This window comes from Novosphingobium clariflavum (genome assembly GCF_026420865.1).
Lineage (GTDB): Bacteria > Pseudomonadota > Alphaproteobacteria > Sphingomonadales > Sphingomonadaceae > Novosphingobium > Novosphingobium clariflavum.
Window position 1 is genome coordinate 55,756 of the sequence record NZ_JAPCWC010000018.1, and the last position, 17,181, is coordinate 72,936.

At 63.8% G+C, this 17,181-nt stretch carries 15 protein-coding genes; 13 read left to right on the forward strand and 2 right to left on the reverse strand.

Going from position 1 to position 17,181, the window contains the following annotated elements; all coding sequences use genetic code 11:
* The first annotated feature begins 23 nt into the window (after positions 1-23).
* From OKA11_RS18195 to OKA11_RS18210, 4 genes are all read left to right on the forward strand, one after another.
* Positions 24-470 (forward strand): Bbp16 family capsid cement protein, encoded by a 447-nt coding sequence (locus OKA11_RS18195; RefSeq protein ID WP_267222909.1) that lies wholly within the window; start codon positions 24-26, stop codon positions 468-470.
* A 168-nt stretch (positions 471-638) separates the two neighbouring features.
* The gene (locus tag OKA11_RS18200; protein ID WP_267222911.1) at positions 639-1,280 is read left to right on the forward strand and encodes a hypothetical protein; all 642 of its coding nucleotides are present in this window, start codon (positions 639-641) and stop codon (positions 1,278-1,280) included.
* Positions 1,280-3,091: a hypothetical protein gene (locus tag OKA11_RS18205; protein ID WP_267222913.1), complete on the forward strand. Its 1,812-nt coding sequence runs from the start codon at positions 1,280-1,282 to the stop codon at positions 3,089-3,091. The genes OKA11_RS18200 and OKA11_RS18205 overlap by 1 nt, the downstream gene beginning before the upstream one ends.
* On the forward strand, positions 3,081-3,548 hold the full coding sequence (locus OKA11_RS18210; RefSeq protein ID WP_267222915.1) for a hypothetical protein: 468 nt from the start codon (positions 3,081-3,083) through the stop codon (positions 3,546-3,548). Before OKA11_RS18205 ends, OKA11_RS18210 begins: the two co-directional genes overlap by 11 nt.
* Here the strand turns inward: OKA11_RS18210 and OKA11_RS24695 are convergent.
* Positions 3,445-4,065 (reverse strand): HNH endonuclease signature motif containing protein, encoded by a 621-nt coding sequence (locus OKA11_RS24695; RefSeq protein WP_379489244.1) that lies wholly within the window; start codon positions 4,063-4,065, stop codon positions 3,445-3,447. The two genes, OKA11_RS18210 and OKA11_RS24695, sit on opposite strands and share 104 nt — an antisense overlap.
* 53 nt (positions 4,066-4,118) lie before the next feature.
* On the opposite strand from OKA11_RS24695, the gene OKA11_RS18215 reads away from it, so the two are divergent.
* Together OKA11_RS18215 and OKA11_RS18220 are read left to right on the forward strand one after the other, a co-directional pair.
* A complete protein-coding gene (locus OKA11_RS18215) occupies positions 4,119-4,652 on the forward strand; it encodes a virion core protein, T7 gp14 family (RefSeq protein ID WP_267222917.1) in 534 nt (177 codons plus the stop codon).
* Complete coding sequence (locus tag OKA11_RS18220; protein ID WP_267222919.1) at positions 4,652-6,772, forward strand: AcrB/AcrD/AcrF family protein; 2,121 nt, start codon at positions 4,652-4,654, stop codon at positions 6,770-6,772. The genes OKA11_RS18215 and OKA11_RS18220 overlap by 1 nt, the downstream gene beginning before the upstream one ends.
* Here the strand turns inward: OKA11_RS18220 and OKA11_RS18225 are convergent.
* A complete protein-coding gene (locus OKA11_RS18225) occupies positions 6,769-7,164 on the reverse strand; it encodes a hypothetical protein (protein WP_267222921.1) in 396 nt (131 codons plus the stop codon). The two genes, OKA11_RS18220 and OKA11_RS18225, sit on opposite strands and share 4 nt — an antisense overlap.
* 68 nt (positions 7,165-7,232) lie before the next feature.
* Here OKA11_RS18225 and OKA11_RS18230 point away from each other — a divergent pair, with 68 nt between their 5' ends.
* The 7 genes from OKA11_RS18230 to OKA11_RS18260 all read left to right on the forward strand — a co-directional run bounded on the left by OKA11_RS18230 (position 7,233) and on the right by OKA11_RS18260 (position 17,103).
* Positions 7,233-12,785 (forward strand): hypothetical protein, encoded by a 5,553-nt coding sequence (locus tag OKA11_RS18230; protein WP_267222924.1) that lies wholly within the window; start codon positions 7,233-7,235, stop codon positions 12,783-12,785.
* Positions 12,786-12,815: 30 nt separating this feature from the next.
* Positions 12,816-13,154 (forward strand): hypothetical protein, encoded by a 339-nt coding sequence (locus OKA11_RS18235; protein WP_267222926.1) that lies wholly within the window; start codon positions 12,816-12,818, stop codon positions 13,152-13,154.
* Between the two features lie 95 nt (positions 13,155-13,249).
* On the forward strand, positions 13,250-15,595 hold the full coding sequence (locus OKA11_RS18240; protein WP_267222927.1) for a hypothetical protein: 2,346 nt from the start codon (positions 13,250-13,252) through the stop codon (positions 15,593-15,595).
* 43 nt (positions 15,596-15,638) lie between these two features.
* Complete coding sequence (locus OKA11_RS18245; protein WP_267222929.1) at positions 15,639-15,968, forward strand: hypothetical protein; 330 nt, start codon at positions 15,639-15,641, stop codon at positions 15,966-15,968.
* Entirely contained in the window at positions 15,965-16,222 is a 258-nt protein-coding gene (locus OKA11_RS18250) for a hypothetical protein (RefSeq protein ID WP_267220807.1), read from the forward strand. Before OKA11_RS18245 ends, OKA11_RS18250 begins: the two co-directional genes overlap by 4 nt.
* A gap of 13 nt (positions 16,223-16,235) precedes the next feature.
* Positions 16,236-16,496 carry a DUF7940 domain-containing protein gene (locus OKA11_RS18255; RefSeq protein ID WP_267222931.1) on the forward strand — a complete coding sequence of 87 codons (261 nt, stop codon included), beginning with the start codon at positions 16,236-16,238 and terminating at the stop codon, positions 16,494-16,496.
* The gene (locus tag OKA11_RS18260; RefSeq protein WP_267222933.1) at positions 16,489-17,103 is read left to right on the forward strand and encodes a glycoside hydrolase family 108 protein; all 615 of its coding nucleotides are present in this window, start codon (positions 16,489-16,491) and stop codon (positions 17,101-17,103) included. Before OKA11_RS18255 ends, OKA11_RS18260 begins: the two co-directional genes overlap by 8 nt.
* Positions 17,104-17,181: the final 78 nt, after the last annotated feature.

The following is a 17,181-nucleotide window of genomic DNA, read 5'->3' on the forward strand; positions in this document are numbered from 1 at the left end:
AGCGCGGAAAGGAGGATAAAGCCATGATCTTCGACAAGACCCTCCTGCTCAGCGATGGGCAGGCGATCACCGCGACGGCACCGTCCACCAATGTCATCGACCTGGGCGCGACCGGCACTCCGTTCGGGTCGAGCGTTGCTCTCACGCGCGACATCGGCATCGGCGAGGAATGCGTCGACATCTCGGTGTCGGTGACGCAGGCGTTCAACAACCTGACTTCGCTGCAGGTGACGGTGCAGACCTCGCCCGATAATGCCACCTGGACGGACGTGCTGTCCGGCCGGGCGGTGCCGCTCGCCAGCCTTGTTGCGGGTTACCAGTTCTTCGTTCCGGCGGAGTTCCCCGAAGGCACGCGGGCCCGCTACGTCCGCCTCAATTACACCGTGGTCGGCACGGCGCCGACCACCGGTGCAATCACCGCCGGCGTCGTGGCGAGCCGTCAGACCAATCGCACCATCGGAGGCGCGTAATGGGCACCAAGACCTATCAGGCCGCCGAGCGGCTCTACATCTCGTCCGAAGGCCGCATGATCGAAGGCGGCGAGACGTTCATGCGATCGCCCACGAAGAGAACAAGGCGCCGCAGTATCAGACCACCTATGTCTCCGAAGCCGAGCTTGCCCGCATGGGGATCATGCGGTGAGCAACTTTCGCGCGGCTCAGCCGAATTTCAGCAAGGGTGAGCTTGGCCCGCACCTGCATGGCCGCTTCGACGTCGACGCCTACCAGTCCGCGGTGAAGCGGGGGCGGAACGTCATCGTGCTCAAGTACGGCGGCATGACCAAGCGCCCCGGCACGCACCTGGTGGCCGAGGTTCTTGATTCCAGCGCGCCGGCGCGCCTGTTCCCGTTCCAGTTCTCGCTCGAGCAGACGTATGCCCTTGAATTCGGGCAGGGCTACATGAGCCCCTGTGCGCTGGGCGGCAGGCTGATCGAGGATGAACTGGCAATCACCGCGATCTCCAATGCGGCCACCGCGCAGGTGACGGCGGCGCTCCACGGATATTCGGCTGGAAACCGCATCATCATGAAGGGTGTTGCCGGCGCACTCGGCGTCTACCTCAATAACCGCACCTTCACCGTGGTTGCCTCGGTGGACGACAACAACTTCACGATCGACGTCAACACGATCGGCCTGCCGGCCTTCACCGGCGCTACTGGCGGCATCACGCGTACCATCGCCCCGACGCCCGATCCGGTCGACCCGGTGGTGCCGGATCCTGTCCCCGATCCCGATCCGCCGATCGTGTGGCGGCCGGGCAGCAACGTGCAGATTCCCTGATGGGCGTCGCGCGCGTCTACCGCGTGGGCTCGTCCTACAATGGCGTGGAACTGGCGGAGCTCGACTTCGAGCAGACCGCCGACACCATGTATCTCGCCCACCTCGACCATGCTCCGGCCAAACTGCTGCGCGAGGCGCACACGCAGTGGGAATTCGTGAACGTCACGTTCGGGCCGACGCTGGCGGCGCCGACGGGCTGCAACGCCGCGGCGACCACACCCAACGTCGACGATCCCAACGATGGGGAGAACTACTTCCCGCAGCCCGCGACCTACTGTGTGACGGCGATCGACGAGAACGGGCTGGAAAGCCGTGCCTCCAACGAGGACACGGTAACCAATGACCTCACCCTGAAGCGCAACTACAACACGATCACCTGGGCCGCGGTGACCGGCGCGGACCGGTACAAGGTCTACAAGGCCGAGAACTCGCAGTTCTTCGGGTACATCGGCACGACCGACGGGCTGACGTTCCGCGACGACAATATCGGCCCTGCCCTCGATCAGGCGCCGCCCGAGGCCTACAATCCCTTCGGCGCGACGACGGCGGACAATCCGTCGACCGTCACGCTGTTCGAGCAGCGCTCGATGTGGGCCCGCACCCGCAACATCCCCAACGGCGTCTGGACATCGCGCTCGGCCGAACTGGAAAACATGGACCGGTCGCAGCCGCTGCGCGAAAATGATAGCCTGACCTTCACCATCGTCGCCGGGCGCGTGAATTCGATCAACCAGCTGGTATCGACAACGGGCCTGCTGTCGCTCTCGTCGGACTCGATCTTCACGATCGACGGCGACGGCCAGGGTGGCATCCTTGTCGGCAACTCGCCGCCCTCGCCCAAGCGCCAGATCGGGCGCGGCGCCGCGCGCATCGGCGCCATCGTGGTCGACAACGTGGTGTTCTACGCCCCGTCGGTTGGCTCCAGCGTTCGGACCATCTTCTATTCCTTCGACGTCGATGGCCAGAAATCCAACGATGTGTCGATCTTCTCGCCCCACTTTTTCGAAGGCTTCGGCATCGTAAGCTGGTGTTACGCCCAGGAGCCGCGCTCGCTGATCTGGGCTTGCCGCGATGACGGCGCGCTGCTGTGCTTCACCTGGGAGCAGGAGCAGAACGTCTGGGGCTGGACCCTTTGCGAGACCGACGGCAAATTCCTCGACTGCATCGCGATCTCCGAGAATGGCGAGGACCGCGTCTACTTCATCGTAGAACGCCAGGTGCAGGGCGAGACGCGGCGCTTTGTCGAGCGGCTGGCCCCGCATCTGTGGGGGAATGTGTCCGACTGCGTGTTCCTCGACTGTGCCGTGTCGGCCGAGTTCGATGAGCCGCAGTCCGCGTTCACCGGGCTGTGGCACCTCGAGGGCCGCACCATCTCCGGCCTGGCCGACGGCGTTGCCGTGTTCGACCTGGTTGTCGAGAATGGGACCGTCACCCTGCCCCAGATCAAGCCAACGGCGAGCAAGGTGACCTTCGGCATTCCGTTCACCGCCGACATCGAGACGCTGCCGCTACGCATGAATGTGCCCAACAGCGGATGGAACGTCGGGCGCAGCCAGCAGCCCGGCGACGTTGTGCTGACCCTGCGCGATTCGCGGTCGGTGATGGCGGGCATCGACGAGAACAACCTGTTCCTCGTGAAGAACCGTGTCGACGAGGCCTATGGCGCTCCTGACGATCTGATGACCGGCAACTACGTGGTCAGCACGGCGAACAAGGCAAACGACGGCATCAGTTGCCTCATTCGCTCCGCCGCCCCGCTGCCCCTGACCGTGCTCGGCGTTGCCATCGACGTGGTGCTGCATGGCGCCTAGCCGGATCGCGGTTGTTCCCGCCGAGCGCCGCCACATCAACACGATCGCCAACAGGCTGCGCGAGATCGATCGCGAGGAGTGCGAGGCCATGGGCCGCAGCGGCAAGGCTTCGCTGCGGCTGGCGCTGGACACCAGCTCGAAGGCGTGGACCGCGCTGGTCGACGGCAAGCCCGAAGCGATGTTCGGCGTGGTGGTCGAGGATCTGCTCAGCGGGATCGGCACGCCGTGGTTTCTGGGCACCGACGAAGTTTACCGGCACGGCCGTGAGTTGCTGGCATGGGGGCCGGTGTTCCTGTCTCGCCTGAGCGCTGGCTTAACCTTGAGCAACTGTGTTTCAGCGAAGAACAGGCGGGCTATCCGCCTTCTGGAACACTGGGGTTTTGAAGTTTCTTCCGAGGTCCTGTCTTGCGGCGGGGTGGAATTTCGCCGATTTTCTCGGTCACGTGACGCCAGATAGCGCCGCGCCGGATCTGGCCGATCAGGCTGGATGACACTGAGTAATCGGCGGCTATCTCGTGATCGCACCGTAAATCGATGAATATTGCGCTGACTTCCGCGTCGGTAAGCTTCGCACAGCTGGTTCTCTGACCTTTGCGCCCGCGGTCCTTTGCCACCATGTCTCTGGCATTATCTAGGGCCGTGCCGACAAAAATGTGGCTGGGGTTTACGCAGCGCCGGTTGTCGCAGTGATGGCAGAGAAGCATTCCTTCTGGGATAGGTCCTTTCATGCACATCCAGAAATACCGGTGCGCAAGGTAGCGCACCTTGTTGATCTGGATATGCCCATACCCGTGCGGCTGAATGCATCCACGCCAGATCCAACATCCGGTTGCGACTTCGACTTCATAGCGAGATAGCGGCGGGACACGGTTCCATTCCGTGTTTTTCTGGACCTTCACCATTCGCCGAGGCGATTCAACGTGGCTTTTTGCAGGGCTACCGTCTGGCCTATGCAATTCATTACGTGTGATCATTCACTATTCAATAGTGGCCGCCCCGGCGGTTTGAATCGCGAGGGGGAGTAGGTATGTGCGGCCCGGCGGCCATTCCTCTCATCGCCGCTGGCATGGCGGCTGCCAGCGCCGGCGTTGGCGCTCTGGCCGCGAACGCCCAGGCGCGCTTCCAGGCGAAGATTTCCGAACGGAATGCGGACATGGAGCGCGAAGCAGGGCAGCAGGAGCTGGAGAACACCCGGCAGGCCGCGATCGACCACTATCGCAAGATCGGCCAGCTCAAGGGCCAGCAGCGCGCCCGCGCCGCCGCGGCTGGTGTCGGCGTGGATTTCGGCACGGCGGCGCAAGTCGTCGACGATACGGAGATGCTCGGCCGCGAGGACGTGGGGCGGATCTACAAGCAGGGCTATGAGAACCTTCGCGGCCACGACATCGCGGCATCGAACTATGAAGGGCAGGCCTCCGCGTCGCGGCAGGCCGGCACGGCGGCGCTGATCAAGGGCGGCCTCGATATGGGCTCGTCGCTGCTGGGCGGCGCCAACCAGTACAGCAAGCTGAAGGGCGGCGGATCGCAGACCTACAGCCGCGGTTATGACGGGCTCTACTGATGCCCCGCGTCCCACAGTATGAGCCCGGCCAGGTCGCGCCGGTCCGCACCACCGGCGAGCGCTTTCAGGCGCCTAGCGGCCCCGGCGCGGCTGGCATTCTGGCCGAAGGACTGTCCGGCCTCGCCCGCATGGCGGACACGCAGGACCGCATAAATGCGGAGAACGACGAGACGCAATCGCGCCTCGCGCTCGCCCAGGCACGCAACCAGTATTCCGCAGCCGTCGACCAGTACAAGGGGCTGAAAATGGGCGCGGCCCGGTCCGGGCAGGCCGATTTCGACAAGGGCCTCGACGCGATCCGCGAGAGCGTCCTCGGCTCCGCCACCTCGCCGCGCATGCGACGGATGATGGAACAGGGGCTGATCGACATCGACGGCACCGCGCGGCGCATGGGGGCAAGCCACGCCTTCGAAGAAAGCCGGGCCGAAACCAGTACCAGCTTCAAGGTGGAGCAGGACTCGATCATCGATGCGGCCGTGTCCTCCGACAACCCGGCATTCCGCGACACGTCCGGCCTGCAGCTGCGCGACAGTGTGCGGCGCCAGCTCGCATTCGACGGCTTCGACGAGAAGACCATGCCGCAGGCCTATGCCGTAGCGGAAAAGGCGGCGATGTCCCGCATGCACGATGGCGTGCTCAACCGGAAGTTTGCCGCAAAAGATCCAAACACAGACCAGATCTTTGCCTATCTCGACGCGTACAAGGATGAGATGACGAGCGAACTCGTCACCCAGACGCTCGCTCGCCTGCAGGGCCCGTTGCAAGAGAGGATGGCGGACGCCGACGCCGACCTCGCGATGTCACGCTTCAAGCCCACCGAAGGCGCCGCTCCTGTCAGTGCAAACGCTGGACCGTGGCAAAAGGTGGCGATCGACGTCGCCAATCGCTTCGGTATTTCCCCGAAGGACGTTGCGACAGTGATGTCTTACGAGACCGGGGGCACGTTCTCACCCACGATTATGGGCGGCACCGGCGGAAACTACATGGGCCTGATCCAGTTCGGCCCAGCTGAGCGCAAGAAGTACGGGATCGACAAGGGCTCGACGCCAGAAAAGTGGACACAGGCGGTGGGCGACTATCTGGAGGATCGTGGCTTCAAGCGGGGCATGGGCGTGCTCGACCTCTATTCCACCATCAACGCCGGAACACCGGGCCGATACGGCGCAAGTGATGGAAACGGTACAGTTTCGAGCCATGTGAGCAAGATGATGGAGCAGCATTCTGCCCAAGCGTCCCGTTGGCTCGGTGGCGCTGGTGTTTACAGCGCGGCGCCCCGGCAGTGGGATAAGGCGGAGGCCTCCGAGCGAACCCGCATCCTCGGCGAGGAGCAGGGCTGGTCACCTGAGCGCATCAAGCGAGCGCAACGCACCGTGCTTCAGCGCATCTCTGGCGATGAAGGGTTGCTCTCCGACCAGCGCCGCGCCGCCGACGAATCCGCTACGGGCGTTCTGGCCAGTGCCGGCGACAACTTCCGCACGTCGATGATCCCGCGCGATACCTGGAATGCGCTTTCCCCTGACCAGCAGATCCAGTTCACAGACATTGAAAAGCGGCTGACCAAAGCCGAAGCCCCGGCCGCGAACGGCGAAACGGTGGTTGCGCTCCATCGTATGGCGGCTGGCGGGCCGCAGGATCAGGCTGCCTTCGCGGGTCTGAACCTTGCGAAGTATCGCGCCTACATGACGCCGAGTGAGTTCGATGAGATCGCAACCGCGCAGGTGAAGGCTCAGCAGGACCTTCGCAACCCCAAGGCGCAGGACACGCGCACCCAGATCGATGGAGCGATTTCGCGCGCGAAGAAGTGGGAGGGGGTCGACGTCGACAAGGACGCGACCGAGGGCTTCCGCGTTCGCCGGTACATGGAGCAGCGCGCTGCCGACGAGGGCGCTGGCCGCACGCTGAACGATGCCGATTATGCCCGCTTTTTCCGCGACGCGACGCGGGCAATCAATGTCGTGAACGGCATTGGCTTTGATGCCGGTAAGCAGCGCTCTTCGCAGCTGCTGTCCCCCAACTATCGGGCGTTGATCGTGCGCGGATTCCGCCGCGCCTACGGTCGCGATCCGAGCGAGGAAGAGGTGGTGAAGGCTTGGGAGACTATGGGGTCGCCCGCGAGTTAAAACGTAGAGACGTTGTTCGCGTACGTCGGGTTCTCGAGGCACTTCCAAGTCCGCACCTGAACAACGATCGCCGCTGATTTCGCCTTCATGTCGCGGACGATTTGCGCTGTGACCTTTTCTGCCATCATCGGATCTTTGATGTCTTCGCTGATTTTCCCGATGAAAGGTTCGCACATCGTCGCAGCGGCAGCAGCGATCGTATCAGCACTGTCGGGGCCTTTACTGAGAGCTGCTGACTTCCTGTCCATGCAGGCTTGAGCAACTGCCTCGCGGTTTCCAATCTGCTTTGACGGGACCTCAAGGATCGGGCATTTCGCCCAATCTGGATTAGGATCTTTCGCGCAGGCGGTCAGTGCGAATGAAGCGGTCAAAGCGACCATCATCTTGTTCATCTGCAAACTCCCCTGCGATTCAACGCGGTGCATGCCGCCCATAGTGTCCTTTCGTCAAGCGAGGGCCTATGTCGACACCGTTCCCGGAACTGGAATCCTATCTCCCGGGGGCTCGCCAGCCCCGCCAGCCATCAGCCTCTGCGGTGGCGCCGACATGGCTTGACCGCGAGATCGAGCGGCAGCGCGACGAGCAGATCCGCGATGTTCTCCTCTCGGCCCCCGCGCCCGATGCGGTGGCCCGGACCGAGAAGCTTGCGCGCGATACCGGCTCCAGCGTGGGCGAGGTGCAGGGGAACGAGGATGCCGCCCAGCGCGGCCTTCAGGCGAAGCGCGCTCTGTATCTGATGCAGGACAATCCTGCCCTCGCCCGCTGGGCGGGCAACAATCCGCGCGGCATGGCAATGGCCGCCGACGATTACGACAACCTGAGCATTTTCGGGAAAGCGTGGAACTGGGTCACCAAGGTGCCTGGCGCCCTTCGGACGTCCTTCGACACAATGGGGGTGCAGGGCGCGAAGCTGAATTCCATCGTCTACGGTGCTATCGGCGACGCCTACGCCGGACTTGAATCGATCGCTCAGCCTGGCCGCTTGACTGTCGCCGAAACCGAGGCTCGTGATGCAGCCCGCGCAGGCTACTGGGATGCGGGCGTCGCCAATGCCGAAGCGACGACGGAAGCGCACCGCCAGCGGTACAACAGCTATCTCCAGCAAACCATTGTCGGTCAGGGACTCGAATCCCTCGCCCCGTCTCTTACCGCTGCCGCGGCTGGTGTCGTTACTCGAAGCCCCGCGCTGGCGACCGGCCTAATGGCAACGTCCGTCGGTGGTCCTGCCTACTACGACGCCCGTAAGAAGGGTCTCACCGCGCCGGAGGCGGCGCGCTATGCCGCCGTCCAAGGTGGCACTGAATACATCACCGAGCGCATGCCGGCTGGCACGCTGGTCGATCTCATTGCCCGCAAGACGCCGTTCGGCAAGACCGTGATGCGCGAGTTGAGCCAGGAGATCGCTGGCGAGAACCTCGCGACCATCGTGCAGGATCTGGCAGACTGGGCTTATCTGCCGGAGAACAAAGACAAGACCGTTGGCGACTACCTGAAGGCGCGCCCGCAGGCGGCGCTGGACACCACGCTGGCGACCATTGGCGGCGTGGCTGGCAACGCGACGATCGTTGGGTCGGTGCAGCGCGCAGCAGATGCGACCGCTTCTGTCGCAGGTCGGGTCAATGACGCCCGCCAGGCGCGCCGCGAGCGGGCGTTTCTGGATCAGGCGGCCGATGCCACCGCCGCCTCGAAGCTGAAGCAGCGCGATCCCGAATCGTTCCGAACGCTGATGCGCGAGCACGCGGCCGAAGCCGGCACCCCTTCCGTGTTCATCCCGGGCGAGGCGATCCGCGCCTACAACCAGTCCGAGCATTACGATCCCGCGAACGATCCGCTTGCCCGGCCCGAGGCGCAGGAGGCCGCCGCGACCGGCGGCGACGTGGTCATGCCGATCGAGGATTTCCTGACGGACGTGGTGGGCACGCCCGCGTGGGAGGCGATCCGGGACGACGTGCGCCTGACGCAGGGCGGCATGTCGACGCGCGAGGCCCAGACCTTCGAAGAGGCGATGGATGACATCGTGGGCCATGCCGCCGATGAGCTCGCCCGCTCCGAGCGCGCCGACCGCGAGGCACGCTCGGTCCGCGACCAGCTGGTAGACCGCGTTGCCGGGATGTTCGGCCAGAGCTTCACGTCCTCGGTAGCGCGCCAGTACGCGGAAATTGCCGTGCAGCGCGCACAGACCCGCGCCCAGCGGCTGGGCATGGAACTGACCCCGCAGGATCTACAAGACCTTGCCATTCGGCAGGTGCTTCCGGAGGGCGTGGCCGAAGCGGTGAGCGCCGACCGGCTGGACCTGGTCATCAACGCGCTTCGGGCGGGCGGCCCGGCGCAGTACGGCGTGGGTCCGACGCTGCTGGAGTTCATCCGCCAGCGCGGCGGCGTGAACGATGTGGGAGGCGATCTCGCCTCCATGGGCGTGCCTTCCCAATATCTGACCGGCTATGACCCGCGCCAGAGCGACATGATGGGCGGGGTGTCCGGCATGGGCGATTTCGGCCTGGACAACACGCTGCAGGCCGCAATCACCGCTGGGTACTTCCCCGATCTGGTTGGCGTCGAGCACGAGCAAGGCCCCTCCACGCTCGACAGCCAGCGCCTGCTCGATGCCATCGCCGAGGAACTGGCTGGGCGCCCGGCCTATGCCGAGATGCGAACTGACGACGTTCGCGCCCATGCCGATGATCTGCGCCAGATGCTGGAAGAGGCCGGCTATGCCCCGTCCAACATGACGGACGAGGATATCCGCAACGTGGTCGATGCCATGGCCCGCGAGAGCGCGACGGCCCGCGACGTGGCCATGGACGGCGACCGCAGCTTCAACCAGGCGAAGAGCGCAGAACGGGCAACCCCCATCACTCGCAATGCCGACGTGACCCTGCCGGTGACCGACATCACCTCGGAGCCGGTGTCATTCGACGAAGCCAAGTCCGCGTTCGCTTCGGATGTGAAGCCAGCCAAGGCGCGCATGGTCAGCGGCGAAGAGGTGGTCTTCACGCAGGCCCGCAAGGCGATCTTCTCGAAGAGCGACCATTTCAACCCGGCGCTGCGCTTCGAGCTCATCCCACACCTGCCGGAGATCGTGGCGAACGCAGCATCCTTCGCCACCACCACGACCGGCGCGCAGGCGGATCACGCCTACGTGCACGCGGCGGCGCACGTCCGGCTCAACGGCCGCGACATCTCGATCCGCCTCGTGCTCAAGGACGTGGGCGACGGCACGCTGCGTCAGTATCAGGTTGAGGGATTTGAGGTGACTGCGGCCCCGACTGGCATGCTCCGGTCAGAAGACCTCGACACGATGGCGCCGGCGGCCGCAGCGACACGCACTGTACGTGATGTGGCGCAGGACTTCAAGGGACGGCAGCTGTTCCAGGAGGCGCGCGGCCGCGCGATCTTCGGCGAGAATGGCCGTATCATCGAGCTGTTCGCTTCCCGCGATCTCTCCACGCCGATCCATGAACTGGGGCATGTCTGGCTGGAAGAGCTTGCCGCCGATGCCGCGCTGGAGAGCGCGCCAGACCAGCTGCGCGCCGACTGGGACGCCGTGCGCAGCTGGTTCGCGCATTCCGGCCATGCCATCTCCGAAGACGGTACGATCCCGACCGAGGCCCACGAGCTGTTCGCCCGTGGCATCGAGCGGTACTTCATGGAGGGCAAGGCGCCGACGACCGCCCTCACCCGCATCTTCGAGAACGTGCGCCAGTGGATGCTGTCGATCTACCGATCGGTCGCCCAGCTGCGTTCGGACATCACCCCGGAGATCCGCGAGGTGTTCGACCGCATGCTCGCCAGCGATGCAGAGATCGATGTGGCGCGCGAGCGGCAGGGCATCGAGAACCTGTTCAAGGATGCGGCCGAGGCTGGCATGAGCGCGGCTGAGTTCGCCGCCTACCAACAGAGGTCGCAGGACGCGAGCGCGGCCAGCCATGCCAAGCTGCTGGAGCGCGTCATGTCGACGATCCGCCGCCGCGAGACCGAGCGCTATCGCGAAGCGCGCCGCGGCGTGCGCGCCGAAGAGATGGAGCGCATCGATGCCAGTCCGCTGTTCCGCGCGCTGGCCGCCATGGACCCGAAGCGCGACGGCAACCGCATTGCCTTCCGCCCGATTGCTGATGCCCAGATCCGAGAGACAGACATGCTCAAGGATTACTATGGGCGGATCAAGGCAGTGTTCGAGGCGCTTCCGGCAGAGCAGGCTGCACGTTGGAACGACCGCATGGTGCTGCCGTTCACCGATGTCGAGACCGGCAACTTGATGGTGGCTGACCGACAGCAGCTTATCGCCATGGCCTTGAATGTCGGAAACGAGGGCAACCTTCAGCGCCTTGCAGACGGATACCGCGTCAATGGCGGTGCACTGGTCGGCTATCTCGATCAGACGCTGACGCAGGAGGAATGGCAGTTCGTCCAGGGGGTGTGGGATACGATCGACACCCTGTGGCCGGATATTTCCGCCATGGAGAAGCGCGTGAACGGCGTGGCGCCCGATAAAGTGCGCGCCCGCAAGTTCGATACCAGCACGAACGGCCAGATGCGGGGCGGCTACTACCCCGCCATCTATGATTCTACTCGCGACTTCAAAGCGGAAGAAAACTCTGGAAAAGAATCCGACCTGCGGGCCGCGGGCTATACCAATGCCACCACCAGATCCTCCTCTACCAAAGCCCGCGATGAACAAGTGAAGCGCCCGATCCTTCTCGATCTTGGCGCAATCAACCGCCACCTTGGCGAGGTAATTCACGATATCACACACCGCGAGGCGGTGATCCAGGCGCACCGTTTTCTGTCGAGCGAAAAGGTGCGCAGGGCTGTTAACGAGGCGCTTGGTCCGGAAGCCAGCAAATCGTTCCGGCCGTGGCTCAAGCATGTTGCGAATTCGTGGGTATCTGATCGAGCCGGAAACGAAGGGTGGGCAAAGGCCATCCGCCGAATGCGGGCAAATACGACCATGGTCGGGATGGGCTTTCGGGCAACCACGATCATCTCGCAGATTTCTGGTTATGCGAACTCGGCGGAAGTGGTTGGCATCAGTTCGCTCACCAAGGCTATCGCGCAGGTGGCCCGCGACCCGGTGCGTCTTGGGAAGCTTGTTCTCGAGAAGTCGCCGGACGTACGCCAGCGGCTGGATACGATGGACCGCGATATCCGCGCTGAAGTGAACCGTCTGGCGGCGACAAATCCCATTTCGAAGCTGGAAGCCAAGGTAGCGCATGGGAAGCAATTCGCCTTCCACTACATCGGTTTGATGGATCGCGTCGTTGCAATCCCGACTTGGCTTGCCGGCTACAACAACGCCATCGAGGCAGGGTTAAGCGAAGACGATGCAATCTATGCTGGCGACAAAGCTGTTCGTGCGTCACAGGGAGCGGGAGGGCCAAAGGATCTTGCCGCCGTGCAGCGCGGTACCGGTGCTTTGGGCGAAGCGGGTAAACTGCTGACAATGTTCTACAGCTTCCTGTCTATGCAGTACCAGCGCGAGCGCTCGTTGGCGCGCGATGTGATGGGGCTCGACGAGCGCACCGTCCGCGCCACGCCGAGGCTTTTGGCGCGCGCGACGCTGCTGTTCCTCGTTCAGCCGATGTTGACCGAGTTCCTACGCGGCGTCGCAGGAGGTTCCGCAGGGCCGGACGATGATGAGTGGTGGGCACAGTGGTTCCTGCGCAAGACGCTGGCAAATGCTCTCGGCCCCATCCCCGTGGTCCGCGACGTGTTCGAGCCAGCCTGGAACAAGGCCCGAGGGCAAGGCTTTGCCAGCCCGTCTATCACGCCGGTACAGCGCGCCTATGAGAGCGTGGCCAATGTGTTCGGCGACGTCGGGCGTATTGCGCGCGGCGAAGAGACGAAGCACGCGACGAAGAATGCCCTGGAGGCAACCGGCTACGTTACCGGCCTCGTTCCCGGTCAGATCGCAAGCGCCACTCAGTTCCTTGTCGATTGGGCTAATGGCGACGCAGATCCTGATGGCCCGAGGCAGGTGCTGGAAGGACTGTCGACAGGCCATATCGAAGAGTAGTAGATCCCGTTTGCTATTATGCGGGGGCATATGAACATCAAACACCTGACACGTTACGCTGCAGTCTATTTCGCCGGTATACTAAGCGCCGGGGCCGTGAGTGCTGCACCGATTTTCGGGCCGCAAGGCGAGTTTTCCGCGCTGTTCTATAAGCTGGAATGGAAACCAGGCAGCTCATGCCGAAAGCCACTGCGTCCCTATACGTCAGATAGTTATGCCATGGACAGCTATCGGGATGACGGCATGAGATATCTGAAGTGTGTCAAAGAAGCTGCCGGCAGCGACATTGATTATGCATCTCAGGTTGTTGCGGACGGGTATGAGAAAGCCGTCAATGACTTCTTGAAAGAAGTGAAACAAGGCTACTGATCATACTTCCCGACAGGCTGCGGCATTTGCCGCGGCCTGCGATTCAACCCCCGTGGGGGCTCCCGTAATCCCTTGCCATCAAGGCGAGGCGATCGATGGCAGTCAGCACCACCAACGCATATTCCGGGCCGATGTACCCGAACGGGGTCACGACCGTGTTTCCGTTCGACTTCACCGCGCCCACTGCGGCAGAGGTTTCTGTCATCCTGCGCGACAGCGGCGGCAACGAAGTGGCGGCGACGGGGTACACCGTGACCCTCACGCTCGGGGGCGGTGGGTCGGTTGTCTTTGACACCCCGCCCGCGACCGGGCCCGAGCTTTATGCCGTGCTCAACCCGCATTTCACGCAGGAACTTCAGTTCGAGAACGGATCGGCATGGATCGCCGAGCCAGTCAACGAGGGCTACGACCGGTCCGCGCTGCGAGATCAGGTCCTCAAGCGCGATGTCGATCGGGGCCTGAAATCGCCTATCGGCGAGCCGGGAATTTCCCTACCTTCCGCAGGGCTGCGCGCCGGGTTGTTCCCGGTTTTCGATGCGTCCGGCAACATGAGCGTTTCCGAGGGTACCGGCGCCGACGCGGGCCTGCGGCAGGACCTGGCCGCGACCGATAGCGTGCGCGGCGCCATGCTGATCGGCCTGCCCGACGGCAGCACCGCGCAGGACGCCATTCCGCGCAAGGTACGTACCCTCAAGCAGATGGGGGTGAACTACGCCAGCACGGCCGACCAGCAGACCGCGCTGATGAACGCCCTGACCATCGCCAGCGAGGACATGCTCAAGCTCGTGGCCGAGCCGCATTCGATCTACAAGCACGGCGACATGTTGGCGTTCGACGGGGTTGAGTTCGACGGGCAGGGCTGCAATTTCCAGGCGATCAATCCAGCGCGGGCGCGAATCCTGCTGACCGGCGCGCGCCCGATCCTGCGCAACCTGCACAAGTCTTCGCTCAACGTCACCGGCCGCACCTCGGCCTATGATGCGATCGGCGTGCTTGTCCGCGACGCCACCGACCTGCTGCTGGAAAACATCATCATCGACAGCGGCGGGAACGCCGGGATCCTGCTCGACAATGTGCAGCGCTTCGAGTCGCGCGGCACGCTGGTGATGGATACCAAAGCCGATGCCTATCACTGCACCAACGGGACGCGCGACGGTTCGGTTTATGGCCACACCGCCATCCGCCCGGGCGATGACGGCTTCGCGGTCGTAACCTACGGCGGCAGCGAACTTTGCGAGAATATCCGCGTCTACGGCGCCCGTGTGCGGCAGGGCAATCAGCGCGGCATGACCGTGGTGGGCGGCCGCGATGTCTGGTTCATGCAGCCGGACATCGACGAGACCGAATGCGCAGGCATCTACTTCTCGTCCGAAAGCTCCTACGGCACCTTTGGCGTGCGCAATTGCGGCGTGATCGGCGGTACCATCAAGAACGCGGTGTCGCGCGCGGGCATCTCCCAGGGCGCGATCCACTGCAACGGCCGCTCGGGGTCGCTCACCACGCCCAGTGGCGAAGTGCTGACCAACACGGTCGAGGACATCGTGCTGTTGGCGCCGAAGATCCGCGGCGCCGCGGGTGGCATCCGCGCCGGCATCACTTTCGACGAGTACACGAACGGCCTCGATGCGATCGACGTCGACATGAAAGACGTTCGTGTCAGCTCCACCTATCACCCGCGCGCCTTTGCCTTGGGCGGCAAGAACATCAATATCCAGGGCGGCCGCTTCACGAACATCGGCGGCCAGTTCGTCACCACGGTGGCCGCGCTGGCGGGGTATGTGCGCATCAACGACGCGATTATCGATGCCCCGTGCATCGATAATCCTGATGCAAAAAATGTGTTCCTGTTCAACAGCGCCGCGCCTGCTCTCGAAGTGGTTGAGATCGAGCGCGTCCACATGTGGAAGCACGGCGTCACCATCACGGCGCCTTTCAACTATACGAACCTGACGCCGGGGCAGCGCCGCATCCGCAATAACCTGCTGGATGGTGTGAAAGCGCCGGAGCCGCCCACGCTCGTCCAGTCGGTCAAGACCTATCAGATCGATCTGGAGGGCGGCGGATACGCGGAGGGATCGACCGGCGTATCCGCTGCCGAGGCGACGACGATCGCGGCGGACGAAATGCTGGCCATCATCGTCAAGCCAGGGCGCAACATTCGCTACACGTGGATGGCCAATCGGCAATCGGACTATTCCAAGCTGGCGGACGTCACGATCTCGGGGGGCTATACCTACTCGGCGCCTGGCGGGACCGCTGGCGTCGATTACGTGGCGATCGGCACCGGTTACTACAAGCTCACGGTCGTCAACGGGTCGCTCAATTCCGCCAACGTCGCCTCGCAAGCCATTGCTTACGATGCCGGCACCGGGCGGGTCACCATTACCTACACGCCGCTGGGCGCGCTCAACGCGCGCATGCAGGTCGCCGGGGTCGGCTGATGGCCACCCCCTCCATTTTCCAGAGATCGCAAGGAGCCAGCCAATGGCCGTGAGTGAAAACGGGTTCGTTCTGGTCCTCGTTCCCGAGGGCACCCTTCATTTCAGGGACAGGCTGGCCTCAGGCGAGGCTCTGCGCACCTGGGATGCCGAACCGGGCGACACGGCCGCGCTCTTGTCGGCGGTCGCCGCGGCGCGCCCTGTCGTGGAAGACTATCACTCGCTGCTGCCGTTCGTCGCGGAATGCCTGGGCTGCAATGAAGACGTAGCGCAGGCGCTTGGCATTACGCTTGATCGGCTCTCCATCGATCTTGGCTACGCGGTCGAGATCCCCGCTGAAGACGTCGAAATCCCTGACGAAGACGTCGAGCCATGACACCTCAGGAGGAAACCCGCAGCGCGATGACGAAACTCGAATGGGGCGTGGTCTTCTCTGTCCTGGCCAGCGCCTGCTCGATCGTGTTCTCGGCCGGCGTCGTCTGGTCGAAGCTGCAGATGCATGAGGCCGCGATCGCGGAGCTCAAGGGCAAGGACGGGGCCACCACGGACCGCCTCGCCCGCATCGAAACCAAGCTGGATATCATGCTGGCCGATCGCGAGGCCAAGCAGAATTCACCTTCAAGCCAATGAAAGGACGTGGGCAGTGAAGCTCATCGAAGCCATCCGCGCCCGGCTGATCGCCGACTGGCGCCTGTTCTTCCGCTTCTGGTCTGTGCGCCTCAACGGCCTTGGCCTGTTGCTGCTGACCGGCTGCCAGGTCGCGACCGACACCTGGAACTCCATGCCGGCCGATCTGCGCAATGCCATGCCCTACGCCCAGGGCATCTCGATCGCGTTGCTCATCGGCGGCCTGATCGCACGGCTCATCGTGCAGCCGAAGCTCGAGGAACAGCGCAATGGGTAAGGTCCTGATCAAGCGCGGCACCAGCGCAGCTGGCGCAATCGCCATCATCCTTGGCGGGATCTACGCGGCCGAGGGTGGCTATGTGAACAACAAGGCTGACCGGGGTGGGCCGACGAACCTCGGCGTCACCGAAAAGGTTGCGCGCGAGCATGGCTATCTCGGCGATATGCGGGACTTCCCGAAGCACTGCTACGACAAGATCACTGTCTGCGGGGACAAGATCTATGTCGGAACCTACATCGACAAGCCCGGCTTCCGGCCGCTGCTGACGATGGACCCGGGCGTTGCGGCGGAAGTGAGCGATACCGGCGTAAACATGGGGCCAGGCATCGCGTCGAAGTTCCTTCAGGCCAGCATCAACAAGGTGTGCCCCGCCGCGAAGATCGCAGTTGACGGCAAGGTCGGCGGCCGGACCATCAATGCCTACGAGAACTGCCAGTCGGCCATCGGCAAGCAGCGGTTCTGCGTGCAGATCCTCGATGCGCTCGATGACCAGCAGAAGCGCCGGTACGAGTGGATCGTCGACCGTAACCCGTCGCAGCGCATCTTCCTCAAGGGCTGGATCGCCTGGCGCGTCGGCAATGTCGACCGGGCGAGTTGCGCATGACTAGCTCGGCTATCCTGCGCCCGATGGATGGCGGCGGCTTCCGATTTTGGTGCCCGGGCTGCAAGGAATCCCATCACG